We start from the raw sequence: 24,213 nt of genomic DNA, 5'->3' as shown, positions 1-24,213 counted from the left end.
GGGCGCGGTACGGGTCATGTCGCCGCGCCTCCCGCGCCGGGGCCCTGCGCGCCCGGGTCCGGGGCGTACGGGGCCTGCGCCGCCGGGCCCCGTACGTCCCGGTCCTCCGCCGGCGGCACCGGCGGCTGCGGCGGCTGCGGCGGCTGCGGTACGGGGCCGGCGTCGTCCGGTGCGGGCGGTTGCGGCCCGCGCGGCGGCAGGGCGTCCACGTACGCCCGGAACGCGGCGACGGCCTCCTGCGCCGCGGCGACGTCGCAGGGGCGCTCGTGCAGCAGCCGGTGCGCGATGAGGTAGAGGCCGTCGGCCGCCAGGTCCTCGCCGCGGGCGGCGCCCTCCTCGTACAGCCTGCGGTACGCCACCAGGACGCCGCGTAACTCGTCGCGGCGGTCCAGCAGTTCGCTCAGCGCGGTGACGGCGGGCACGATGAGCTGCTCGGCGCGCCCGGCGATGCGCTCGTAGCGCGCCGGGTCCGGCGCCTCGTCCGGCGCGAGGGCGAACGGGCCCTGGGAGCGGGTCAGTTCGCGGTTGGCGCTGTGCGCCCTGACGAGCGCGGCGACGGCGGGCTCGGTCAGCTCCGCGGCCCCGCTCACCCGGGCCGTCAGCGCGGCCAGCAGCCGGGCGTCGGGCCCGCAGATCCGGGCGTACCGCCGGGCGAGCGCGGCCCTGCGCTCCTGCGCCGGGCGCAGCAGCAACTCCTCGCGGGCCCGGGCGAAATGGTCGCCGGCGGTGCGGAAGACCAGCAGCACCCGGCTGCCGCCGGCGACGAGCACCGCCATGAGGTCCAGCAGCGAGGCCGGGTCGGCGGCGGCGTCCACTCCGACGACGACCAGCGTGATCGTGACCCGCGCGGCGGCGATGCGCTCGGCGGCGGGCAGGTCCTGCCGCTGCCACAACCCCATGCGGCGGGCGATGCGTTCTGCCAGGCTCTCGGTGTCGCGGCCGGCGACGTAAAGGGCCAGGTCCAGCGCCCCGGCGGCCGGCACGGTGCCGGGCGCGTCCAGCGAGGCCCGGCCCACCGACAGCCGGGTGCGCAGCTCGCGGTCGGCGAGCGTGACGGCCCGCCGCAGCGTCGCGGCCCGGGCGGTGTCGCTCTCGGGCACGAGGCTGATCTTGACCCGGGCGGCGGCGCCGTCGCCGCGCTCGACCGCGTCCCCGCGCAGCCAGCGGGCCAGCCGCTCGGCGAACGGCTGGTCCAGCGGGGCCGGTTCGGCGCCGGCCTCCGGCGAGCGCAGCTCCTCGTCGACGGCGCTCTGCCCGCGGGTCCACGCGCGGACCTCGGGCAGGTGCTGCACGACGGTCTCGGCCGGGCTCATGAAGGAGTAGCCCGCGCCGTGCTCGGCGGCGCCGGCCAGCACCACCCCGACGACCTTGTCGGTGGCCAGGTCCACGACCCCGCCGCCGCTGAAACCGGGCCTGGCGACCTCCGCGGGGCTCGGCGGGCGCAACTGCACCTGCCCGTCCCGGCCGCAGCCGCCGACGATGGTGGCCGGCAGCCACAGGCCGCCGTTGTACGCGGCGGGGAAGCCGTACATCCGCACCTCGCGGCCGGGCGCGGACAGCCGGTGCAGGGTCGTGGTCTCCGACTCCGGGCGGGGGCTGGCCAGTTGCAGCAGGGCGACATCGCCGCTGGGGTCGCCGTCGGCGTCGCGCTCCTCGGGCCGGTAGGCGTCGCCCGCGACCCGGGCGTCGATCCGCGGCACGTGCCGGCCGGCGGCACCGACGAACTCCGCGACGACCTCCTCGTCGCGGTCCAGCACATGCGCGCACGTCAGCACCCGGTCCGGGCCCAGCAGAATGCCGCTGCCCGCGATCTCCCCGTCGGCCCGCCGGATACGTACCGCCCAGGGCGGCGTGGCCAGGGGGGAGGACCTGACACCGATTCCCCCGCCGGCCTCCATAACCGTGCACCCTACGCCTGACGACACGTCATGTCGCCTCAAAAGCCCTACAATTGGCGCTTCGCATCGCGAACCACCCTGGGGGGAAGCCGTCGTGGAAGAACCGTCCGAGCCGTCGTTCGTCGGGCTCGCCGAGGTCATCGCCCAGATCCGCGGCGAGTTGGAGCAGGCCCGTACCGCGGCGGAGGGCGAGCGCATCGGCTTCACCGTCGAGAAGGTCAGCCTGGAGTTCACCGTCCAGGTCCACCGCACCGGCCGGGCGGGCGGCGGCCTGCGGATCGGCGTCGTCACCGCGGAGCTGGGCGGCACGGTCGACCGCGGCACCACGCACCGCGTCCAGGTGGAGCTGGAGCCGCACGAGGCGTCCGGCCGGGTCAATGTCTCCCGGCCGCGCACGGGCCGCTGAACCCTACCGGAGCCCTTCCGGAGCCCCGCCGGATGAACCCCGGCACACCGTGGAAACAACCACAGGTGGCCCATGGGCGGCACAAAGATTGACGGCAGATGAATTCACCCGGCACACACCGCCGATATTCATGCAAACCCTGGCGGAATTACGCCGACGCCCGCATATCCGCAGATCGCAGCCACTCCCCGGAGATACACTCCGTGCACCGGAAGCGGGCGCGTGAAACCTTTCCGCGCCGGTTCCGGGATTCATCGCTTGAGATCCCATGGGGGGATTCGTGTCAGAAACCACGCCGGTACGGCCCACGGGCCGCCGCCGCCTCGTCGCGGTGTGCACAGCCGGCATTCTCTCCCTCGGCGCCTTCGCGCTGGGGACGGGCGCCCAGGCCGCCGAGCCGGGCACCCACAGCTTCACGCACCCGAAGACCGCCGCGCCCCAACTGCCGCACCTCACCGTGCCCAAGACGGGCAAGGCCGCCAAGACCCCGAAGGCGTCCGGCGTGACGCAGGTGGCCACCCCGGCACCGCACCGCTACGACGTGGACAGCGACAACTACGACGACCAGCTCTTCCGGATCGGCAACACCCTCTACAACTCGCTCGCCCACGAGAACGCCGAAATCGGCGCCACGAGCGAGCAGTTCGTGGACCTGCTGACGCCGGGCGACCTGGACGGCGTGCCGGGGCCCGAAGTCCTCGCCACCACCTCCGCCGGCCAGCTGCAGATGTTCGCGCCGGGCAACCTCACCTACGGCCCCTCCTGGGCCGGCAACGGCTGGGGCGTCTACAACAAGCTCGTCGCGGTCGACGACCTCACCGGTGACGGCAGGGCCGACATCGTGGCGCGCGACTACTCCGGCGGCCTGTTCCTCTACCAGGGCACCGGCAACGGCAGCGCGCCCTTCAAGGCCAAGGTCTCCATCGGCGCCGGCTGGGCGCAGTACGACCAGCTCACAGGGCCGGGCGACATCGACGGCGACGGGATCAGCGACCTCGTCGCGCGCGACGCCTCCGGCACCCTGTGGCTCTACCGGGGCACGGGCAGCGCCACCAAGCCGTTCGCCGGCCGGACCGAGATCGGCACCGGCTGGGGCCAGTACAACCAGCTCATCGGCCTCGGCAACGGCGACACCGGGAGCGCCCACCTGTGGGCCCGTGCCGTCGACGGCTCGCTCTACCTCTACACCCCCAACGGCAAGGGCGGTTTCGCCGCACGCCAGTCCAACGGCACCGGCTTCAACGTCGACTTGATCGCCGGCTCCGGCAGCATCCCCTACTGGGGCAAGAAGCAGCTGATCGGCGAGACGCCGAACGGCACGCTGTACTTCTACGCGACGCTGGACAACGGCACGTTCACCCCGCGGGTGGCGGGCCCCAACGGCGGCTGGGCCGGCGACTTCCAGATGACGTACGCCAACGCGCTCACCAACTCCGGCCTGCCGTCCTTCCTGGACCGGTGGGAGGGCGTCCTCTACAACGTCAGCGACGCCGACTACGCCCAGATCTCCACCGGTTGGGGCGGCTACAACCTCGTCGTCGGCCCCGGCGACCTCAGCGGCGACGGCAAGGGCGACCTGCTGGGCCGCGACAGCTCCGGCAAGCTGTACGTCTTCCGCGGGTACGGCGACGGGCTGCGGCTGGCCGGCCGGCAACTGGTCGGCTCGGGCTGGAACGCCTACAACGCCATTGTCGGCGCAGGGGACTTCAGCGGCGACGGGCGGGCCGACATCGTGGCCCGGGACGCCTCGGGCACGCTGTATCTGTACAAGGGCACGGGCAACGCGGCCAAGCCGTTCGCGGCGAAGGTCACGATCGGCACGGGCTGGGGCCAGTACACCCAGCTGGCCTCGCCGGGCGACATGGACGGCGACGGCCGCGCGGACCTGCTCGCGGTGAACTCCGCGGGCACCGCGTATCGCTACAGCGCGACCGGGACGGGGCAGTTCAAGGCCCGGGTGAGCATCGGCAGCGGCTGGAACGCGTACAAGAAGCTCTACTGAGCGTGAGCTGGCCTCAGTTGGGCCTGAGCTGAACCTCCGCCGGGCGTCACCGCTCGGCGCGCACGACCAGGGGCGCCCGCACCATTCCGGTGCGGGCGCCCTTCGCTGTCGTCCCACCGGCCACGGCGGCGTCCCACCGGCAGGTTTAATTTAAGTTTCACCAACCTCTCCGCGCAGGCCCCGTCAGTTGATCAGCAGCGCACTCGTGGCCCTTTGCGCCCGTTTCCCGACCGTTTCCGGCTGCGCCGGATTTCACGCCCCCGACACCCATGGGAAATAAAGCGCCCCACCCTATTCATGGTGCATGAAACACCTGGTCAGACGGCTTCCGCAGCGCATATCCGGCGTCCTAAAGTCTGCTTCCGGGACGCGAATACCCCGCGCTGGTCCTTTCTTTCACCACCGCAGAGGACAGGAAAGCTGTACATGACGGCAGAACGTGCCACGCCCACCCGTAGCCCCCGCTCCTCCGGCTCCTCCCCCGCTTCCCCCGCATCCCCCCACGCCGTTTCCCCCTCTCCCGACGCCGCCCCCTCCCCCGCCGCTTCCGGCGCCGGCTCGCGCATGAGCCGGCGGGCCGTGCTCGGCGGGGCCGCCGCCGTGACGGGCGCCGTCGCGGTCTCCGCGGCCGTCGCCGCCCCCGCCTCGGCGACCCCCGGCGGCGCGGCCGGCGCCGCCGCCTCCCCCGTCGCCCGGCTGCTGGCCGCGCTGCCCGCGGCCTCCGGCATCAAGAAGCGCTCCCGGCTGGTCGACTACGAAGTCGTCGAGCTCGCCGCCCTGCTCCGGGCCGGCAAGGTCACCGCCACCCAGGTCGTCAAGGCGTACCTGGACCGTATCGACCGCTTCAACGGCCCCTTCGAGACCTACGGCGACAACGGCCTCTACAACGCCTTCGTCCGGATCGACCGCGCGGGCGCGCTCGCACAGGCAGCCGCCGCCGACGCGAAGTTCGCCCGCGCCCGGCACACCCACGAGCAGCTGCCGCCGCTGCTGGGCATCCCGTTCGGCATCAAGGACTCCGTCGCCGTCAAGGGCTTCGACGCCAAGGACGGCTCGCACGCCTTTGACGGCAACACCGCGCTGCGGGACGCCACCGTCGTACACCGGCTGCGCGAGGCGGGCGCGGTGATCCTCGGCCACACCGTGTGCTCGGCCTTCTCCGGTTCCATCACCGGCACGTTCGCCGGCAACGCATGGAACAAGGCGTATGTGCCCGGCGGTTCGAGCCAGGGCTCGGGTGTCGCGCCGGTCGCCCGGCTCGCGGCGGCGTGCATCGGCGAGGAGACCGGCGGCTCCATCGTCATGCCGTCGGCGGCGAACGGCGCGAGCGGCATCAAGCCGTCGCTGGGCACGAGTTCGGTCGCCGGCCTGATGCCGCTCTCCCCCGGCTACGACGTGCTCGGCCCGATCGCCCGCTCGGTGCGCGACGCCTCGCTCGTCCTGTCCGTCATCCTCGGCCCCGACCCGGCCAACGACCCGCTGACGCTGTCGGCGCCCGAGCCCTTCCCGGCGATGCCGCTGACCGCCCGCAAGGGCCGCCGCCCGCTCGCCGGCGTCACCATCGGCATCCCGCAGACCGACTGGATGCGCACCGGCCGCGGCGTCCAGGCCGGCACCTCCCCGCAGGACACCTACGACACCGACCACCTGGCCGCCTTCAACCGGCTGAAGCAGCAGCTGAGTTCACTGGGCGCGACAGTCAAGGAGTTCCCGGGCCTGGACGTCACCGACCCGGCCAACGACCCGTACTTCTCCAGCGGCGACGTACTCGCCACCGTCGACGGCTCGGCCGTCTCCCCGTCGTCGGCGGTGCTCAGCCCCAACCGCTACGAGATCCGCTACTGGGACGCGGTCAAGGACTTCGCCGCGACCCGCCCCGCCGACCAGGCCGCGGCGCTGCTCGCGCAGTACGGCCGCCGGGCACCGGGCGAGACCGCCGCGTCCTTCGAGTCGGCGACGCGGCTGGGCGGGATGATCCCGGCGTCGGTGCGCGTCGAGGGCGAGCGGCGGCGCCGGCAGCTCCAGGCCAACTACCAGGCGGCGCTGGACAAGGCGGGCGTGGACTTCATGCTGGTCTTCTCGCTCGGGGCGCAGATCGGGCTGCGCGCCGGCGGCGGCTTCCCGGTCTACCGGGCCTACTACCAGCTGCCCAACGCCCTTGCCTGGCCGATGGTCTCCTTCCCGGTCGGCTACGACAGCACGGTGGGGCTGCCGATCGCCGCGCAGTTCTGGGGCCCGCGGTTCAGCGAGCCGCAGATCGTGCAGGCCGCGATCGACTACCAGGAGCACTTCCCGCAGTACCACAACGCCGCCCCGCCCGACCCGGTCGCCGACGCGCCCAAGGTCGCCCCGCGGTCGCTGCGTTCGGTCGAGCCGGCCACCCCGCCGGAGCTGTCCAACGACCCGCTGGTCGCCGAGGAGGCGCTGCGATGAGCTTCCTGACCGTGGGGTGGCAGCCGGTGCTCAACGCCGGTCTGCCGCCGCAGCACCCGGGCGAGGACCTGTCGCCGGTCGCGACGGTGGGCTGGCTGCCGAAGCTCGGCACGGCCTTCTACCCGTATCCGGACGACGACCCCGAGGCCGGGGAAGGGGCGCACCGGTGAGCCGGTCGACGCGGATACCGATACGCCGGCCCGGGGTCGCCGCCCTTGCCGCGGCCGGTGCGCTGGTGGCGGGGGTGCTCGGCGCCGCGGCGCCGGCGGCGGCCTCGTCGCCGGGCACGGGTACGGCTGCCGCGCGGGTGGCCGCCGGGGACGGCTGGACGGTGACGCGCGGCGCGGCCGGCTACACCGTCTCGCTGCGGCTCGGCAGCCGGCTGCCGGTACGCGACGACGTGCCCGAACTCGTCGCGGACGGCCTGGACCTGGGCCCCGCCGCCGAGTCCGCCGACGGGCGGACGCTGACGGCCACGACCACGGACCCGGCGGTGGCCAAGGCGTCCTCGATCGCCTGGCAGTGGTCCACCGGCGGTGCGAGCACCGCCGCGGGCCCGGCCTCGCTGCCACCGGCCGCCGACCAACTCGCGGCCCAGCGCCGTACGTTGACCGGAGCCGGCAAGGACGGCCGACCGTCGCCGTACCACCCGGGCGGTAGCGGGCGGACGCCCGCCGACCCGACCGCCGGGCACGGCTCCTACACCGTCGCCGACTACGACTTCGGCGCGCAGTCCCTCCCGCTCGCCGACATCGGCGGTATCCGGGGCGAGTTGGAGGGCCGCATCTACGTCCCCACCGACCACCGCCCGCACCCGCTGGTGGTGTTCCTGCACGGCAGGCACAGCGCCTGCTACAACACCACGACGCTCAAGGGCGCGAGCGGCTGGCCCTGCCCGGCCGGCACCGCGCCGATCCTGAGCTACGCCGGCTACGACGCCGCCGGCGAGGCGCTGGCCGCCGCGGGCTACACGGTCGTGTCGATCTCGGCGAACGCCGTCAACGCCAACGACAACCAGCTCTCCCCCGACGACGGCGCCGCGACCCGCGGCCAACTCGTCCTGGACACCCTGACGATGCTCAAGGCCGTCGACGCCGGCCGCGCCGTCGGCTACCACGACGCCGCTACCGGCCGGGACGTCACCTTCGACCAGGCGCTGGCCGCCGGACGTGCCACGTACCCCCAAGGCACGCTCACCGCACGGCAGTTCGCCGGGACGATGGACTTCGGCAGCATCGGCCTGATGGGCCACTCGCGCGGCGGCGAGGGCGTCGTCACCGCGGCCACCCTCAACGAGGCGCTGCCGCACCCGTGGTCGATCAGGTCGGTCTTCGCGCTCGCGCCCATCGACTTCACGCGCGCCACGCTGCCGGACGTCACCACCACGACGCTGCTGCCGTACTGCGACGGCGACGTCTCCGACCAGCAGGGCCAGCACTTCTACGCCGACTCGCGCGACGGCGCCTTCGACGACGACGTGCAGCGCTCCGACATCTGGGTCATGGGTACCGACCACGACTTCTACAACTCCTCGTGGACGCCGCCCTATCCGGGTGCCTCCGACGACTGGTCGAAGGCCGACGACCCGGTGTGCGGGACGAGCCCGGCCGCGCTCGCCTCGGGGCAGAACATCCGGCTGACCGCGGCGCAGCAGTACCAGGTCGGAGCGGCGTACATCGCCGGCTTCTTCGAGTCATCGCTCGGCCATGTGGCCGCCTTCCAGGGCATGTTCGACGGCTCGGGCACCGAACCGCCGTCCGTGGCGGGTTTCGCAGACGTCCGCACCGTCGCCCAGCAGCCCGCGTCCGCCCGCAGCGACCTGGCGACCTTCCGGTCCGCCTCCCCGCTGGTACGCGCCTCCGGTGACGTCACGGCGACGGTGTGCGCGAGCAAGTACGGCCGTACGGTGCCCGAGGCGCTGCCGTACTGCACCAACCCCGGCAGCACGCTGACCAACCAGCAGGTGCCGTACTGGACTCCGGCGAACTACGCGCCCAACGTGCCGCTCAACCCGATGACGCACGTGACGTGGACCGGGCCGGGCGGCGCCGTCGCCGTCTCCGTGCCGGCCCGGCAGCGGGACGTCGCGCGCTACGACGAGCTGAGCTTCGACATGTCGCCGGACGAAAGCGTCGCCGCGGCCACGGACATGACGCTCACCGTCACCGACTCCCGTGGCCGGCACTGGAGTTCGGCGGTCTCCGCGCTCAACCCGTGGGCGGTCACCCGGATGCCGGCGAGCACGTCCACGACGCTCGGCAAGATCGTCCTCCAGCAGGTCCACGTCCCGACCGCGACGCTGCGCCGCGCGGGGCTCGACCTGCACCGCCTGGCGTCGGTCCGCTTCACCCCGGCCGGGCCCGCGGGCGGCGCGTACCTGTCCGACCTGGCCTTCGACTCGAAGTCCCCGGGCAGCCCGCGTCCGCGCTCCCGCCCCACGGTGAACGTCGACTCCGCGTCGGTGGAGGAGGGTTCGGGCCCGTCCACCGTACGGGTCGCGGTCTACCTCTCGCGCCGCAGCGCCACGCCCGTCACCGCCTATCTGACGGTGCTGGGCGCGACGACCGGGGCGCTGGAGCCGGCGATGTCGAAGGTCACCTTCCGGCCGGGCGCCACCTGCGTGGCCGTGCCCGTACCGATCACCGGCGACACGCTGCCGGGGGCGAGCCCGGCGACGTCGTACAAGACCGCGGTGTCCGTCCCCACCGACGCGGTGCTCGGCGCCCACGACTTCGCGACGATCACGGTCCGCGAGGACGACGGCACGACCGGCGCCGCTGCCCCGTCCCCGCCGGCCGGCCCCCAGGGGGACGTCTGCGCCCACCACTGATCCGCTGACCTTCGTGACCGGCGCCCCGCCCCCTGACCGGCGGGGCGCCGGTGTGTGCGCCGGCCGGGGCTGGCTAGGCTGCTGTGCCGTGCAGCAGACGCGCCTCGACACGGCCCGGATACGGGCGGCCCGCACGGTGATCGACCCGGTGTTCCTGGACACCCCGCTCTACCGCTGCGAGGCGCTGGAGCCGGTCCTCGGCTGCACGGTGAGCATCAAGCTGGAGACGGCGAACCCGGTCCGCAGCTTCAAGGGCCGCGGTACGGAACTGGTCGCGAGCGGGCTCGCGGCGGCGGGCGAGCGGGCGGCGGTGTGCGCCAGCGCGGGCAACCTGGGCCAGGCGCTCGCGTGGTCCGCCCGCGGGCGGGGCCTGGACGTCACCGTCGTGGCGTCCCGCTTCGCGACCGCCGCCAAGCTCGACCGGATCCGGGCGCTCGGGGCCCGGCTCGAACTGGTCGACGGCGACCACGAGTTGGCGAGGGAACGGGCGGCGGCCATCGCCCGCCGCGACGGCATCCGGCTGGTCGAGGACAGCCTGGACGTCGAGACGTGCGAGGGCGCGGCGACGATCGGCCTCGAACTGGCCGCCCGCGCCGGGTCGTTCGACACCGTCCTGATCGCGCTCGGCGGTGGCGCGATGGCCACCGGGATCGGCCATGTGCTCAAGGAACTGGCGCCCGGCGTCGAGGTGGTCTGCGTCCAGCCGCTGGGCGCACCGGCGTTGACCCGCTCCTTCCACCAACGCCGGGTCGTCACCACCGAGTCGGCCGACACCATCGCCGACGGCGTCGCCGGCCGCTACCCCATCCCGGCCGTCCTGGACGACCTCCTGCTGGTCGCCGACGACGCGGTGCTCGTCCAGGAGCGCTCCATCATCACCGCCCTGCGCCTCCTCCTCGACCACGCCGGCCTCGTCGCCGAACCCTCCGCCGCCCTCGGCCTCGCGGCGGTCCTGGAAGCCCCCGAGCGCTTTGCCGGCCGCCACGTCGTGACCATCATCTGCGGCAGCAACGTCGACATGCCCGCCTACCGCCGCTGGGTGACCCCGGCGCCCACGTCCTGACGCGGGGCGTCCCTAAGGGCGCGGCGCGAGAGGCCACTTCAGCGGCGGATTCGCAACTTCGACAGCGCTCGCCGAGCGGGCTACCTTCGGCTGGCCTTCGGTGGGCGGCCACGGTCGCCCAGGGGTTTCCTCAGGCCGGGCCGCCCGCAAAGGGGCGGGTCGGTCCCGTGCGGAAGCCGCCCGGAGGGTCCACCGACCAGGGAGAAGCGCATGCCCCAGCTTGCTCTGTACACCTTCGGCGTCCTGAAGTCACCGCTCGCCGACCCCGCCCCCCTCACGCGCGAGTTCCACGACAGCGCGGAGCCCGTCTACGCGGCGATCAGCCGCCACCCCGGCTACCTCGGCCACGCCGAGCCGGCGGAAGACGACCGCCGCACGCACTGGGACTCGGACTGGGGCGCATGGGGCGAGTTCGCCGTCCCCGCCTGGTACGACCGGGGCCGCACCCCGGAGACCACGGCCCTGGCCACGACCCTCTCGCTCTGGACCGGCCTGCGCCCCGCCTTCGACGCCGTCTACACCGGCCCGCACCGCACAGCGCTGACCCGCCGCCACGACTGGTTCGAGCGAACACCCCACCCCACCCACACCATCTGGTGGCTCCCCACCGGCGTCATCCCCACCTGGCACGACGCCGTCACCCGACTGAACCACCTCCACACCCACGGCCCCACCCCCCACGCCTTCACCTTCCACCACCCCTTCGCCCCAGACGCCACCCCGACCAAGCCCAATCCCCCCGCCCCAGCGACGGAATCGAGCGAGCCAGACCCGTTCGGTGAACCGTCTGCGATCCGGTAGGCAAGACGGCGCGGCCTTCGTCCATGGCCTTCTGCGCGTCATCCCGTATCGACTGAAGCTTGGCCTCCTTCATCGATACCAGGGCCTCCACGAGGGTCCTCTCGGCACCCCGAGACGAGCCAGGCCGGGAAGGACGCGGTCCCTTGAGCCTGCCCATCACAGGTCCGTCACAGGGCCTACGCAAACGCACGGGCTCCGCAAGGCTGGCCGGATGCGTATCCGTATCGCCGCCGCGGCCCTCGCCGCTGCCGCACTCCTTACCCTGGCCGCCTGCTCCGACAAGGACACCGACAGCAAGGCACCCAAGACGCCCGCTGCGACGCCTACTGCCGTGGACACCGCCGGCATGGAGGCCGATCTCGGCATCCCGTCCAAGCCCACCGGGACAGCCCTCAAGCTGTATCTCGCCGCGGTCACGGCGGTCGACCCGAGCCTCAAGCTCGACACGGACAGCAGTCTCGTCGACGCCGGCCGCAACCAGTGCATGGCGCTCCGCGGCGGTGCGCAGAACCCCGACCACCTCGCGGCCGAGCGTTTCGGCAACGACGCACACCCGCTCACCGACGCCCAAGGCAAGGCCCTGAACGCAGCGCTGCGCGCCACGCTCTGTCCGCAGTAGTCGCCCCGCACCGCCACGCCCATGGCCGAGGGCGGGTCAGCCCGCGACGTGGACAACCTCGGCCTGCTCGGCCTGGCCTGCGACGGTGTGAAGGCGCGGCCGGGGCCGAGTGCAGCCGTCGGCGCTACCTCGCACGCCGCCGCGGCCTCCGGACCTGACTGGTCGGCCCCCGGGGGGGGAGGGGAGTCCAGATGCTCAGGCTCACCAGCTGCGGACCCGCCGCGGTCAACTCAGCCCCTGCTGTGGCACGTCCGTGCGCCGGGACGAGTCCGGGGAGGGTCTGCCGCAGGCTCCGCGCTCGGTGAGCGGGGGGCCTGGGTTGCTCCCGTGCCTAGTTGTGGCTGGTGCCCCCGGGGCCGACCCACCATGTCTGCTTCAGGCGCGTGGGCGTGATGTCTTGGTAGAACGCCGGGCCGTAGTAGGTCTGGGAGCCCTTGTAGCAGAGCCCTTCGCCTGTGACGGGCTGGGACTGGTTCAAGTGGACCTTGGCGTAGACGATGTCGTCTCCGGCGTCTCCGGCGGTCGACCAGGTGTCGCCGACGCTGAGGTAGACCATCTTGACGGACCCACCGCCTGGGCAATTGCCGAGCCAGGTGGGCAGCGAGATGTAGACCCAGCTGTCGGCGGCCTGGGCGGGGGCCGCGAGGCCGAGGCCGGCAGCTACCAGTCCGGCGGCGGCGATGGCGGTGAGGGCGGTACGAACGCGGCGCATGCGGTGTCCCTCCGTCGTGGCGTGCCCGGCTTGTGCGCGATAGGCATCTCATCAGTCCGGCCGCGAGGGCGGTACGGCGCGAGGGGGCGCCGGCGGGCCTGCGAGGTGCGCCGGCGTGAAGCTGACCACCACCGGCTGGGAGGCGTCCGCGGTCGTCACGGCCGAGGGCTTGCCGTCCAGTGTCGCCGTCACCGCCGACGTGGACGCCCCGAAGATCTGCACGCCCAGCTTCCCCGTCACCGGCGCGGTCGGGACGACGAGCACCGCGTAAGACCCGGCGAGTAGAGCATCCCCGCGCTGCCGCGCGCGAGGCCGCCGTGCTGAGCAGTTTCCAATGCAGCGGCGTCGAGTAGCCCGCAGTCGGGCAGCCCGAGACGTCGAGGTTCAGCAACTGCCCGTCTGTCGGCACCGCGAAGGTGTAAACGTCCTGTGAGGCGCCGCTCCCGAGTACGGTGCGCGGCGGTTACCGGACGTCGTCGGCGGGCACCAGGGCCCGGCCGAAGTCGGCGCGTGCCTGGTCGAGGACCGAGGGCGCGGGTCCGCCGGGGCGATCCACCGTGCCGACCTCCGGGTGGCCGTGCAACCCGCTTTCGCCCGGGATGTGACCTCTCGACGTCCGCCCGCGCCGAACAGGCCGGCGCCCCGGGAGTTCAGCCATCACCCGTGCGGGGGTGGTAGATCGATCAGCGGTCCTCCGAGACCGACACCGACCGGCGCACCAAGGACCCGCGCTTGTGACCTGGCATTCCCGAGTCTTGAACCGCCGCTACCGAGCTCGCAGTTTCAGCCACCACTGGCCACTCGACGAACTCGGCCCAGCGTGGGCCTCGCCCAGCCCCTGACATGCGCACCGGCTGCACACCCCGCCGGTCTCCGCGTGCAGACCTCAGCCCCATCGCACAAAGTGTGACGTCTCGTGCCTGAAATACAGCAGCCCGCCGGCCCTCGGCCTTTGATGAGTGCGCCCTTGGTGTCGAAGGGAAATTCTTCCACACCAAGGGCGACGGGTCAGGCAGATCCAACTCGCATGATCTGATAGACAATCACACCCGAGGATTGCCCCTGCCTCACGATGTTGAGCGAAAGATCACTTACCCCACCCTGGTAACGACTGCTGGTGGGAACTCCGTCGCACGCCAGTTGCCTCGCGGACTTACGCGGCGGCCCTGTTTGGACTTCCACGGCTCCCGCACCCACGCACACCACCTGCAGCCGGTATTCAACTCCCGCTTTCAGAGAAGGGTGAGCGTGCACACCGTCACGAACCAACTCCTCACCCCCGGAGTCCTGTTGGTCTCCAGGGTTCGTCACCGAAGCCAGCGCCGTCCGTGCCTGCTCGAACCGCTGGCTGGACGACTCGACAGAGGACGCCGTCACGGACGTTGACGGCTTCGGCGATGACGGCCTGACAGACGGAGCGGCGGACGTTCCGTGCGAGCTGCAACTGACCGCCAGCGAGGCGACGGCGGCGACGAGAAGACCAACCCCGCAGGAGCGAGACCTTCCACCACCTGGCCTCACGACGCCGTCTCCCAATATTTCCATCCGGTGCTGTCGGTGGGGAGGGTAGCACTACCGGTGGCGTACAGATGCGACAAGCAGGCGGGCCCGTTGTTGATGTACTCGGACCAGGTGATCTTGTAGCCCCACGAGCCGTACTGCGCGTTCCCGTATTTTCCAGCAGTGATGGTGTGGCTGTACGTGTGCCCCACAGTGACGCTCACGCTCGTGGCGACAGTGGAACTCACCGAGACCTTCGCCTTGGCGAACAGGGCGCTCGTCGAGAACTCCGCGGTGCCGGTGGCACTGAGACTGAGTGTGCCAGCCTTGGTGACGCTGACACTCATACTTCCACCGGGCCCGTCCTTGAGATGCGTTCCGTTCCATGCGGCAGGCACGAAGTAGTTCGCCTTGCTGTCGATGACGTAGTCGTATGAGACAGAGCATGCCTGGGAGGACGCGTGGGCAGGCACGGCCACTACGGCCGCGAGCGCCATGCCAGCGCTTACACGCTGAGGAAAAAACTCAAGTAACACCTACATCTATGTGCACCTTTTTAAGCCAAATAACTTGCCTCTTTGGCTGAATATTGCACACTGAGGGATCGGCTCCGGATCGTAAAGATACTGGTTTCGGCAGCTGCTAACTGGCGACTATGCACGTCTTTGCGATGAACCAACGTGGTGCGAGCTTCCCGGCTCCGGCGGGAACGATGACTGGTTCAAGAGGATGCGTGACGTCGCGGACCGCGCCAGATCCGAACCGGATACTGACGGGGCTGCCGTGTGCCCATTCGCTACGGGACCCTGGGCCCGGCAGCATCGCCACCTTCGTCGACCCTCAGGGCGATGGGTCCGCGCCGACCCTGGGCAGCGCGATCTGACCGATGCGGGCCGAGGTCGCCCGCCGAGCGGCGGCGGTCACCGTCTCGGTCAACGGCGGTCCGGACGCCTGCCACTGGATCGCCCTGAGCAACCAGCTCCGCCAAGTGCACGTCGTGGCGACCCTCGCACGCGAGGACGGCGGCCTCCCGGCGCCCTCGGCCTGCTCAACCTTCCGCAGCCACGGCGACCTCGTCGCGGCAGCCACCGCCTCTCAGGAACTGGCAAAGGAACGATGACGCGAGGCGAGCACCACTTTGGACCGCATCCGCAGGGCCGCCCTCCTGGAGCGCACCGGCGGCTATGAAGGGCATGCCTTCGAGGACTGCTCGGCCCTGCGCGCCTTCCGTGGCACATGCGCGAGCAAGACCTGCTGCCTCCGGCTCTCCCGGGCAACCTCGCCTTCATCGACCAGCCCGACGCGGGCGTCTGAACCAGGGAGGAAAAGCGGCGTCACGGCGTCTGGAACGTGTGGCAGGGGCTTCCGCCCGGGATGACGGCAGCAGACGGACCTTCCGCCGAAGCGGTTGCGACACCGCGCAGGCGGCCCTGGACGACCTCGACAAGATATGGGCCCTGCTGCCCGAGCTGGACCGCGCGGTCGCCGAGTGGGCTGCCCGGCTGGTCCCACGGGCCCCCCGCGCGGCAGCGTCACGCGCCCCCGGGCTCACCTCGGGCTCACGCGCCCTCCGGAAGGAGAACCTCTTCCCCCTCGCCAAGCCCGGCCTCGGGCCCTACGCGCAGGTCAACCGGCGACGGCCCGAAGAGGACCGTGGTGGGGCGGCTGGGACTCGAACCCAGGACCGGCGGATTATGAGTCCGCTGCTCTAACCGGCTGAGCTACCGCCCCGTACGGCGTGGCGTGCGCGCCGTCTGCCGCAGCATAGCTGCTCATACGATCTGTCGCCCTCGTGGGTCACAGACGCGGCATCAGGTGGACTCACCGGGGCGGGCATATGGTTCCCGGGGGTACGAAAAAGGACCCCAACGGGGTCCTCGTCGTGCGCTCCCCCGACTGGACTCGAACCAGTAACCTGCCGGTTAACAGCCGGCTGCTCTGCCAATTGAGCTACAGGGGACCGAGCTCCCCCGACTGGACTCGAACCAGTAACCTGCCGGTTAACAGCCGGCTGCTCTGCCAATTGAGCTACAGGGGATCGCTCTGCGTGCACCGAATGCACCCGCCGGGACAGTCCCGGAAGGCGCGCGCTCGGTGCGACACATACATTAGCGCAAGTGGGGGGGTGCTCCGCCAACCGATAGCGGCCGGGTTGTGGACCGGGTGCACAGGGTAGGCGGCCAGCATCACGCGGGTTACGGGCGACGAGCGACGCGTACGCGAGGACTCGCGTAGGCAACGAGGATGGTGGAGCCATGCGCTACAAGCTGACGTTCATCACAGGAGCGGCTGTGGGCTTCGTGATCGGCGCCCGGGCGGGGCGTGAGCGGTACGAGCAGCTGGTCAAGGCCGGGCAGGCCTTCGTCCAGAACCCGGCGGTGCGCAACGCCGCCGAGAGTGCCGCCCAGCAGAGCCGGACGGCCGCGGTCAAGGCCGCGGACACCGTCACCGCCAAGGTCGGCCCGAAGCTGCCCAAGCCGCTCGCGGACAAGGTCCGCGCCATGCACAACGGCGGCGCCCCCGCCGACGACTGGGGCACCTCCAACACCTGACCTCCCACACCTGACCTCCCACACCTGATCTCCGGCATCCGAACTCCCACACCTGGCCCCGCCGGGCCCCCGCAAGCCCCGCAGGGGCCAGCAGGGCCCAGCAGGGCCCCGCAGTCGAACACCAGGACACCCGTCCATGCCGCGCGAGGCCCGCCCGGTACGGCATCATCGGCCCTATGGGCAAAGTGGCCGGTATAGACAACTCCACCGCGGGTACCACCGTCGTCGTATGCGATACGGACACCGGTGAGATCCTGCGGCAGGGGTACGCACCGCACGAGGTGCCGGACGGCGGGAAGCCGACCGAGATCGACCCCCAGGCGTGGCTGCTGTCGCTGGGCGAGGCGGCCAAGGACGGGGTGCTGGAGGGCGTGCAGGCGATCGGGGTGTCCGGGCAGCAGCACGGCCTGGTCGCGCTGGACGCCGGCGGGGTGACGGTGCGGCCCGCGCTGCTGCGCGGCGACAACCGGGCGCAGGCGCAGGCCGTCGACCTGCTCCAGGAGCTGGGCGGGCCGGCGAACTGGGCCGAGGCCGTCGGGTCGCAGCCCCAGGCCGCCTACCCGGTGGCCAAGCTGCGCTGGCTCGCGCAGCACGAGCCGGCGGCGGCCGGGCGGGTCGCCGAGGTGCTGCTGCCGCACGACTGGCTGGTGTGGCAGCTGCTGGGCCAGCCCGCCCGCCGGACCACCGACCGCGGTGACGCCTCCGGCACCGGCTACTGGTCCGCGGCGACCGGCGAATACCGCACGGACCTGGTCGAGCTGGCCCTCGGCCACGCCGTGGGGCTGCCGGACGTCCTGGCGCCCGCCGAGCCCGCCGGGCAGACGCCCGAGGGCCTGCTCATCTCCGCCGGCACCGGCGACAACATGGCGGCGGCCCTGGGCCTGGGCCTCGGCCCCGGCGACGCGGTGGTCTCCCTCGGCGCTGCCGGCACCGTCTTCGCCGTCCACCACGAGGCGCTGCGGGACCCCACCGGCACCGTCACCGCCTTCGCCGACGCCACCGGCCGCCACCTGCCGGTGGTGCAGGTACGCAACGCCGTACGCACCCTGCGCGGCACCGCCGACCTGCTGGGCACCGACCTGCCGGGGCTGTCCGACCTCGCGCTGCGCTCCACGCCCGGCGCGTACGGCCTGGTCCTGCTGCCGTACCTGGAGGGCGAGCGCACCCCCGACCTGCCGCACACCGCGGGCACCCTGGCGGGGCTGCGGCGCGAGTCGATGAAGCCGGAGCACCTGGCCCGCGCGGCCTTCGAGGGCATGCTGTGCGCGCTCGCCGACGCCCTGGACGTGCTGCGCAACAGGGGCGTGGAGGTGCGCCGGGTCTTCCTGCTCGGCCCCGCCGCCGAGCTGCCGGCCGTGCAGGCGCTCGCGCCCTCGCTCTTCGGCACCCTCGTCGTCGTCCCCCCGGCGGCCGAATACGCGGCCCTCGGCGCGGCCCGGCAGGCGGCGTGGTCGCTGGGCGCGGTGCTGGGCTCGCAGTCGCTGGCCGAGCCCCCGGCGTGGGAGCCGCGGCCGGGCACCCGGGTGCTGGACCCCGAGGCCGACGTGCTGCCGGACGGCCCCGGTCAGGACGGTGCGGCGGGGCCGGGTGAGCCCGGTCACGGCGGGGGCGGGCCCGCGGTCGGCTCGGCGGTGCGGCAGCAGTTCATCGCTGTGCGCGAACACACCCACCCCGGAGCCTTTGCCTCGCTTTAACCGGATGCGGCTCGGGGATGCCTGAGGATAGGGTTGCGCGCCGGCCAGGGCGGGGCCGGCCACCCGCCGGGTCCCCGAGCCACCGGTTCCGTACGAACCTTCGGTTCCGGGGCTCAACCCCGGCGGGCGCCGGCGCGTCCCTGAGGTCGAGCACGCCGTACGCCCATACGTTCGTACGCCCGTACGTCCGCGCGCCCGCATGCCCCAAGCCCCGCGTCCCCGAGCCCCGCGTCCCGAGCCCCCGAGGTAGTCAGTGTGCTGATCCGACTCCTGCGGTCCCACCTGCGACCGTACAAGCGCCCCATCGGCCTGCTGGTCGCGCTCCAGCTGGTCTCGACCATCGCGGCCCTGTTCCTGCCGACCCTCAACGCCGACATCATCGACAACGGCGTGGTCAAGGGCGACTCCGGCTACATCCTGGCCATGGGCGCCACCATGCTCGGCGTGACCGTCGCGCAGATGGTGTGCGCGATCGGCGCGGTCTATTACGGAGCCAGGACGTCCATGGCGGTGGGCCGCGACATCCGCGCGGCCGTCTTCGACCAGGTGCAGAGCTTCTCGGCGCGCGAGGTGGGGCAGTTCGGCGCGCCTTCCCTCATCACCCGCACCACCAACGACGTGCAGCAGGTCCAGATGCTGGTCCTGATGTCGTTCACGATGATGGTGGCCGCGCCGATCATGTGCGTGGGCGGCATCGTCATGGCGCTCGGCCAGGACGTGCCGCTGTCGTCGCTGCTGCTCGCGGTCGTGCCCGTCCTCGGCATCGCCGTCAGCCTGATCATCCGCAAGCTGCGCCCGCTGTTCCGCACGATGCAAAAGCGCGTGGACACCGTGAACCGGGTGCTGCGCGAGCAGATCACCGGCATCCGGGTGATCCGCGCCTTCGTCAAGGACGACTACGAGCAGCGCCGCTTCGGCGTCGCCAACGACGAGGTCACCGCAGTGTCGCTGGCCACCGGCAAGCTGCTGGCGCTGATGTTCCCCACCGTGATGTCCATCGTGAACCTGTCCAGCGTCGCCGTGCTGTGGTTCGGCGCGCACCGCATCGACAGCGGCGGCATGCAGATCGGGGCGCTCACCGCGTTCCTGAGCTATCTGATGCAGATCCTGATGTCGGTCATGATGGCCACGTTCATGTTCATGATGGTGCCGCGCGCCGAGGTGTGCGCCGAGCGCATCGAGGAAGTGCTCACCACCAGCTCCAGCGTCGTCCCGCCCAAGGCGCCCATCACCGCGCTGCGGCGGCACGGCGAGCTGGAGCTCTTCAACGTCGACTTCGCCTATCCCGGCGCCGAGGCCGCGGTGCTGCGCGGGGTGGACCTGGTCGCCCACCCCGGTGAGACCACGGCCGTCATCGGCTCCACCGGCAGCGGTAAGTCCACGCTGCTCGGCCTCATCCCGCGGTTGTACGACGCGACGGGCGGCCGGGTGCTGGTCGACGGCGAGGACGTCGCCGAACTGGACCCGGCGCTGCTGGCCGAGACCGTCGGCCTGGTGCCGCAGAAGCCGTACCTCTTCTCCGGCACCGTCGCCTCCAACCTGCGCTACGGCAAGCCGGACGCGACGGACGAGGAGCTGTGGCACGCGCTGGAGGTGGCGCAGGCCAAGGACTTCGTCGCCAAGCTGGAGGGCGGCCTGGAGGCGCCCATCGCGCAGGGCGGCAGCAATGTGTCGGGCGGGCAGCGGCAGCGGCTGGCGATCGCGCGGGCGCTGGTGCGGCGCCCGGAGATCTACCTCTTCGACGACTCGTTCTCGGCACTGGACTACGCCACTGACGCCGCCCTGCGGCGGGCGCTCGCGGCGGAGACGGCGGACGCGACGGTGGTCATCGTGGCCCAGCGGGTGTCCACGATCCGCGACGCGGACCGGATCGTCGTGCTCGACGAGGGCCGCGTGGTGGGGACGGGAACGCACAGCGAGCTGATGGCCGCCAACGAGACCTACCGGGAGATCGTGTTGTCCCAGCTGACGGAGCAGGAGGCCGCGGCATGAGCGCGAACGGCGGCGGACCCGGCGGTGAGGGCGGCAAGGGCGGCGGGCCGGGCGTCCCGCTCGGCAAGGGCGCACCCGGCGCACCCGGCGGTGAGGGCGGAAAGCCCGGCAGCGGGGTCATGAAGGTCGCCCGGCGCGGGCCCGGGCCCATGGGCGGCCCGGCGCGCTTCATGGGTGGCGGCCCCATCGAGCGCTCCATGGACTTCAAGGGCTCCTCCCGGCGCCTGGTCGCCCTGATGCGCCCCGACCGCTTCCTCCTCTACGCCGTCCTGGCCGTCGGCACCCTCAGCGTCGCCCTCACCGTGACCGGCCCCCGTATCCTCGGCCACGCCACGGACCTGATCTTCGCCGGCGTCATCGGCCGGCAGGTCCAGGGCACGTCCAAGGACCAGGCGCTGGACTACCTGCGCGCCCACGGCAAGGGCGGTGTCGCCGACATGCTCTCCGGCATCGACTTCACGCCCGGCCAGGGCATGGACTTCCACGCCGTCGGCGGCGTCCTGCTGATCGCCCTGTCGGTGTACGCGGCAGCCGCCGTGCTGAGCGTCATCCAGATGCGTACGGCCACCACGGTCATCAACCGCACCGTCTACCGGCTGCGCCGCGACGTCGAGGCGAAGCTGTCCCGGCTGCCGCTGTCGTACTTCGACAAGCAGCCGCGCGGCGAGGTGCTCAGCCGCGCGACCAACGACATCGACAACATCGGCCAGACCATGCAGCAGACCATGGGCCAGCTGATCAACTCCACGCTGACCATCGTCGGCGTGCTGGCCATGATGTTCTGGATCTCCTGGCTGCTGGCGCTGGTCGCCCTGGTGACCGTGCCGGTGACGCTGCTGGTCGCGACCCGGGTCGGCAAGCGCGCCCAGCCGCAGTTCGTGCAGCAGTGGAAGACCACGGGCACGCTCAACGCCCACATCGAGGAGATGTACACCGGCCACTCCCTGGTGAAGGTCTTCGGCCGCGCCCACGAGTCGGCGGAGACCTTCCGCGAGGAGAACGAGGCGCTCTACCAGGCCGGTTTCAAGGCGCAGTTCCTGTCCGGCACGATCCAGCCGCTGATGATGTTCATCGGCAACCTCAACTATGTGCTGGTCGCCGTCGTCGGCGGCCTGCGGGTGGCGTCGGGCGCGCTGTCCATCGGTGACGTGCAGGCGTTCATCCAGTACTCGCGGCAGTTCAGCCAGCCGCTGACGCAGGTCGCGAGCATGTCCAACCTCATCCAGTCCGGGGTCGCCTCGGCCGAGCGGGTCTTCGAGCTGCTGGACGCCGAGGAGCAGTCGGCGGAGCCCGCCGCCCCGGCCCGCCCGGTGGACGTCACCGGCCGGGTCGCGCTGGAGAAGGTGTCCTTCCGCTACGACCCGGACACCCCGCTCATCGACGACCTGTCGCTGAGCGTCCACCCCGGCCAGACCGTCGCGATCGTCGGCCCGACCGGCGCGGGCAAGACCACGCTGGTCAATCTGCTGATGCGCTTCTACGAGGTCACCGGCGGCCGGATCACGCTGGACGGCGTGGACGTCGCGGCGATGTCCCGCGAGGAGCTGCGCGCGACGGTCGGCATGGTGCTCCAGGACACCTGGCTCTTCGGCGGCACGATCGCCGAGAACATCGGTTACGGGCGCGAGGGCGCGACGCGCGAGGACATCGAGGCGGCGGCCCGGGCCGCGCACGCCGACCGCTTCATCCGCACCCTCCCGGACGGCTACGACACCGTCATCGACGACGAGGGCACGGGCGTCAGCGCGGGCGAGAAGCAACTGGTCACGATCGCGCGGGCGTTCCTGTCCGACCCGACGATCCTGGTCCTGGACGAGGCGACCAGCTCGGTCGATACCCGCACCGAGGTGCTGATCCAGCGCGCGATGGCCAAGCTCAGTCATGGCCGCACGAGCTTCGTCATCGCGCACCGGCTGTCCACGGTCCGCGACGCGGACGTCATCCTCGTGATGGAGTCCGGCTCCATCGTCGAACAGGGCACGCACGAGGAGCTGCTGGCGGCGGGCGGCGCGTACGCGCGGCTGTACGCGGCGCAGTTCGCGCAGGCGGTGGCCGAGGTCGACTGACCTTCACCCGGCGGCGGGCTTTCCGCGGCGTGCGGGCGCACTATGGGGGAAGGTGCACCGCACGCCGGGGGAAGTGTCGGGGGAAGCGTCGGGGGAGGCGGGGAAGCGATGAGCGCAGGCCGGACGAGCTCGGGCCGGGTGTTACGGGCGGGGGCCGCGGTGGCGGCGGCCCTGGCGCTGGCGGTCGCCGCCGGCTGCACGGACAAGGACGCCGCCGGCCCCGGCGGCACGCACACGCAGGGCCCGTCGGCCTCGTATCTGACCGGTGAGCCGGGCGCGGCCGGCCGGGTCCTGGCGGTGAAGATCGACAACGTCTCGGCGGCCCGCCCCGCGACCGGCCTGAACGACGCGGCGATCGTCTACGCCATCGAGGTCGAGGGCGGCCTGTCCCGGCTGATGGCCGTCTTCGACGCCGCGCACCTGCCGAAGACCGTCGGGCCCGTACGCAGCGCCCGGGAGACGGACCTGCACCTGCTGTCGGAGTACGACAAGCCCGCGCTCGCCTTCTCCGGCGCGCAGAGCAAGCTCCTGCCGGTGCTCCGGCACAGCAGCGCGCTCACGGCGGTGACCGGCACCGGGGACTTCTTCCGCCAGCCCGGCCGGCACGCCCCGCACAACGAGTTCCTGCACCCGGCCGCCGCGGCGGCCAAGGGCGGCCCGGCCAAGGACATCGGCCTGCGCTTCACCTCCGCCGTGCCCGCGGGCGGCACCCCGGCCACCTCGGCGAAGGCGAAGATGCCCGCCGCGCGCTTCACCTTCACCTGGACCGGCTCGCACTACCAGGTCGCGATGGACGGCCACACCTCCCCCTGGACGGCGGACAACGTGATCATCCAGCACGTCGCCGTGACGGAGTCCCGCTACCACTCCCGTACCGGCTTTGTCCCCTTCTCCCACACCGTCGGCCACGGCACGGCCCAGATCCTCCGCGACGGCCGCACCTACCCCGCCACCTGGGACCGCCCCTCCGAGCCCAGCGGCACGACCTACACCCTCGCCGGCAAGCCGCTCCCCCTGCACCCGGGGCGGACATGGATCGTGCTGGAGCCCTGAGATAGACAGCCAGCTGTGCAGTTGGCTGGCTAAGTGGTAGCGTGGGCGGCATGGACACACCCGCCTCGGCCCCACGTAGCGACACCGCTCGGGTGGCCGGTGAGTTGCGGGTGGCGTTGGCCGCGTTGGCGCGGCGGTTGCGGGAGCAGGCGGAGGGGACGGATCTCACGCGGTCGCAGTCGTCCGTGCTGCTGCGGCTGGAGCGGGAGGGGCCGGCGACGGCGACCGCGCTGGCGCGGGCCGAAGGCGTACGGCCGCAGTCGATGGCCAAGATCGTGCAGGTGCTGGACGCCGCGGGGCTGGTCAGCGGGGCGCCGGATCCCAAGGACGGGCGCAAGACCGTGCTGAGCCTCACGGAGGCGGCCCGGGAGGAGTTCAGGACCGGGCGGCTGGCCAAGGAGGACTGGCTCACCAAGGCGCTGGAGACGGGGCTGTCCGGCGACGAGATCGAGGCGCTGGGCGCGGTCGCGCCGCTGCTGATGCGGCTGGCGCAGTCGCCGTAGCGGCGCGGGGGGCCGATCTCGCGGAGGCCGGCACCCCGGCGGGCGGGCCTGCCCTTGCGGCACCCTCGCGGCCAGATAAGTGCACTTTA

The 24,213-nt window shown here is 72.3% G+C and carries 19 protein-coding genes and 3 tRNA genes; 16 read left to right on the top strand and 6 right to left on the bottom strand.

The genetic code is table 11. The features are described 5' to 3' along the window. Window positions 1–14 precede the first annotated feature (14 nt). Window positions 15–1,898, bottom strand: coding sequence for a S1 family peptidase (locus tag HCN08_RS02135; RefSeq protein WP_167981057.1), 1,884 nt, complete (start codon window positions 1,896–1,898; stop codon window positions 15–17). 94 nt (window positions 1,899–1,992) lie between these two features. Here HCN08_RS02135 and HCN08_RS02130 point away from each other — a divergent pair, with 94 nt between their 5' ends. The 8 genes from HCN08_RS02130 to HCN08_RS02095 all read left to right on the top strand — a co-directional run bounded on the left by HCN08_RS02130 (window position 1,993) and on the right by HCN08_RS02095 (window position 12,052). After that, window positions 1,993–2,304, top strand: coding sequence for a trypco2 family protein (locus tag HCN08_RS02130; protein WP_167981056.1), 312 nt, complete (start codon window positions 1,993–1,995; stop codon window positions 2,302–2,304). A 280-nt stretch (window positions 2,305–2,584) separates the two neighbouring features. Then, window positions 2,585–4,306, top strand: coding sequence for an FG-GAP repeat domain-containing protein (locus tag HCN08_RS02125; protein WP_322974178.1), 1,722 nt, complete (start codon window positions 2,585–2,587; stop codon window positions 4,304–4,306). A gap of 564 nt (window positions 4,307–4,870) precedes the next feature. Continuing rightward, window positions 4,871–6,739 (top strand): amidase, encoded by a 1,869-nt coding sequence (locus tag HCN08_RS02120; RefSeq protein ID WP_167981054.1) that lies wholly within the window; start codon window positions 4,871–4,873, stop codon window positions 6,737–6,739. Then, complete coding sequence (locus HCN08_RS02115; protein WP_167981053.1) at window positions 6,736–6,909, top strand: hypothetical protein; 174 nt, start codon at window positions 6,736–6,738, stop codon at window positions 6,907–6,909. Before HCN08_RS02120 ends, HCN08_RS02115 begins: the two co-directional genes overlap by 4 nt. Next, the gene (locus HCN08_RS02110; protein ID WP_167981052.1) at window positions 6,906–9,569 is read left to right on the top strand and encodes a hypothetical protein; all 2,664 of its coding nucleotides are present in this window, start codon (window positions 6,906–6,908) and stop codon (window positions 9,567–9,569) included. The genes HCN08_RS02115 and HCN08_RS02110 overlap by 4 nt, the downstream gene beginning before the upstream one ends. A gap of 88 nt (window positions 9,570–9,657) precedes the next feature. Beyond that, the gene (locus HCN08_RS02105; RefSeq protein WP_167981051.1) at window positions 9,658–10,632 is read left to right on the top strand and encodes a threonine ammonia-lyase; all 975 of its coding nucleotides are present in this window, start codon (window positions 9,658–9,660) and stop codon (window positions 10,630–10,632) included. 210 nt (window positions 10,633–10,842) lie between these two features. Then, window positions 10,843–11,433 (top strand): DUF3291 domain-containing protein, encoded by a 591-nt coding sequence (locus HCN08_RS02100; protein WP_167981050.1) that lies wholly within the window; start codon window positions 10,843–10,845, stop codon window positions 11,431–11,433. A gap of 211 nt (window positions 11,434–11,644) precedes the next feature. Continuing rightward, window positions 11,645–12,052, top strand: a complete 408-nt coding sequence (locus HCN08_RS02095; RefSeq protein ID WP_167981049.1) for a hypothetical protein — start codon at window positions 11,645–11,647, stop codon at window positions 12,050–12,052. A gap of 331 nt (window positions 12,053–12,383) precedes the next feature. Here the strand turns inward: HCN08_RS02095 and HCN08_RS02090 are convergent, their stop codons facing one another. Next, on the bottom strand, window positions 12,384–12,764 hold the full coding sequence (locus HCN08_RS02090; RefSeq protein WP_167981048.1) for a hypothetical protein: 381 nt from the start codon (window positions 12,762–12,764) through the stop codon (window positions 12,384–12,386). Window positions 12,765–12,879: 115 nt separating this feature from the next. Between HCN08_RS02090 and HCN08_RS02085 the strand changes: the two genes are divergently transcribed. Further along, window positions 12,880–13,035 (top strand): hypothetical protein, encoded by a 156-nt coding sequence (locus HCN08_RS02085; protein WP_167981047.1) that lies wholly within the window; start codon window positions 12,880–12,882, stop codon window positions 13,033–13,035. A gap of 1,246 nt (window positions 13,036–14,281) precedes the next feature. On the opposite strand, the gene HCN08_RS02080 is transcribed toward HCN08_RS02085, so the two are convergent. Beyond that, entirely contained in the window at window positions 14,282–14,761 is a 480-nt protein-coding gene (locus HCN08_RS02080; protein WP_206318191.1) for a hypothetical protein, read from the bottom strand. Window positions 14,762–15,150: 389 nt separating this feature from the next. On the opposite strand from HCN08_RS02080, the gene HCN08_RS36380 reads away from it, so the two are divergent. After that, complete coding sequence (locus tag HCN08_RS36380; protein WP_206318190.1) at window positions 15,151–15,384, top strand: hypothetical protein; 234 nt, start codon at window positions 15,151–15,153, stop codon at window positions 15,382–15,384. 534 nt (window positions 15,385–15,918) lie between these two features. On the opposite strand, the gene HCN08_RS02070 is transcribed toward HCN08_RS36380, so the two are convergent. From HCN08_RS02070 to HCN08_RS02060, 3 genes are all read right to left on the bottom strand, one after another. Next, window positions 15,919–15,995: transfer RNA gene (locus tag HCN08_RS02070), tRNA-Ile, on the bottom strand. A gap of 156 nt (window positions 15,996–16,151) precedes the next feature. Then, window positions 16,152–16,224 (bottom strand) — tRNA-Asn (locus tag HCN08_RS02065). A gap of 5 nt (window positions 16,225–16,229) precedes the next feature. Beyond that, a tRNA-Asn gene (locus HCN08_RS02060) sits at window positions 16,230–16,302 on the bottom strand. A 217-nt stretch (window positions 16,303–16,519) separates the two neighbouring features. Between HCN08_RS02060 and HCN08_RS02055 the strand changes: the two genes are divergently transcribed. The 6 genes from HCN08_RS02055 (at window position 16,520) to HCN08_RS02030 (ending at window position 24,124) form a co-directional block, all read left to right on the top strand. Further along, window positions 16,520–16,816, top strand: coding sequence for a YtxH domain-containing protein (locus HCN08_RS02055; RefSeq protein ID WP_167981046.1), 297 nt, complete (start codon window positions 16,520–16,522; stop codon window positions 16,814–16,816). Between the two features lie 176 nt (window positions 16,817–16,992). Beyond that, a complete protein-coding gene (locus HCN08_RS02050; RefSeq protein ID WP_167981045.1) occupies window positions 16,993–18,510 on the top strand; it encodes an FGGY family carbohydrate kinase in 1,518 nt (505 codons plus the stop codon). Between the two features lie 255 nt (window positions 18,511–18,765). Beyond that, on the top strand, window positions 18,766–20,502 hold the full coding sequence (locus HCN08_RS02045; protein WP_167981044.1) for an ABC transporter ATP-binding protein: 1,737 nt from the start codon (window positions 18,766–18,768) through the stop codon (window positions 20,500–20,502). 149 nt (window positions 20,503–20,651) lie between these two features. Then, a complete protein-coding gene (locus tag HCN08_RS02040; protein WP_167981244.1) occupies window positions 20,652–22,568 on the top strand; it encodes an ABC transporter ATP-binding protein in 1,917 nt (638 codons plus the stop codon). A 108-nt stretch (window positions 22,569–22,676) separates the two neighbouring features. After that, on the top strand, window positions 22,677–23,621 hold the full coding sequence (locus HCN08_RS02035) for a DUF3048 domain-containing protein (protein ID WP_167981043.1): 945 nt from the start codon (window positions 22,677–22,679) through the stop codon (window positions 23,619–23,621). 50 nt (window positions 23,622–23,671) lie between these two features. After that, a complete protein-coding gene (locus HCN08_RS02030; protein WP_167981042.1) occupies window positions 23,672–24,124 on the top strand; it encodes a MarR family winged helix-turn-helix transcriptional regulator in 453 nt (150 codons plus the stop codon). The last annotated feature ends 89 nt before the right edge of the window (window positions 24,125–24,213 follow it).

This window comes from Actinacidiphila epipremni (genome assembly GCF_012034175.1).
In the GTDB taxonomy this organism is placed as follows: Bacteria; Actinomycetota; Actinomycetes; order Streptomycetales; family Streptomycetaceae; genus Actinacidiphila; species Actinacidiphila epipremni.
Note: the sequence above shows the minus strand (reverse complement) of the source record. Positions and strands in the feature narration are given on the sequence as shown.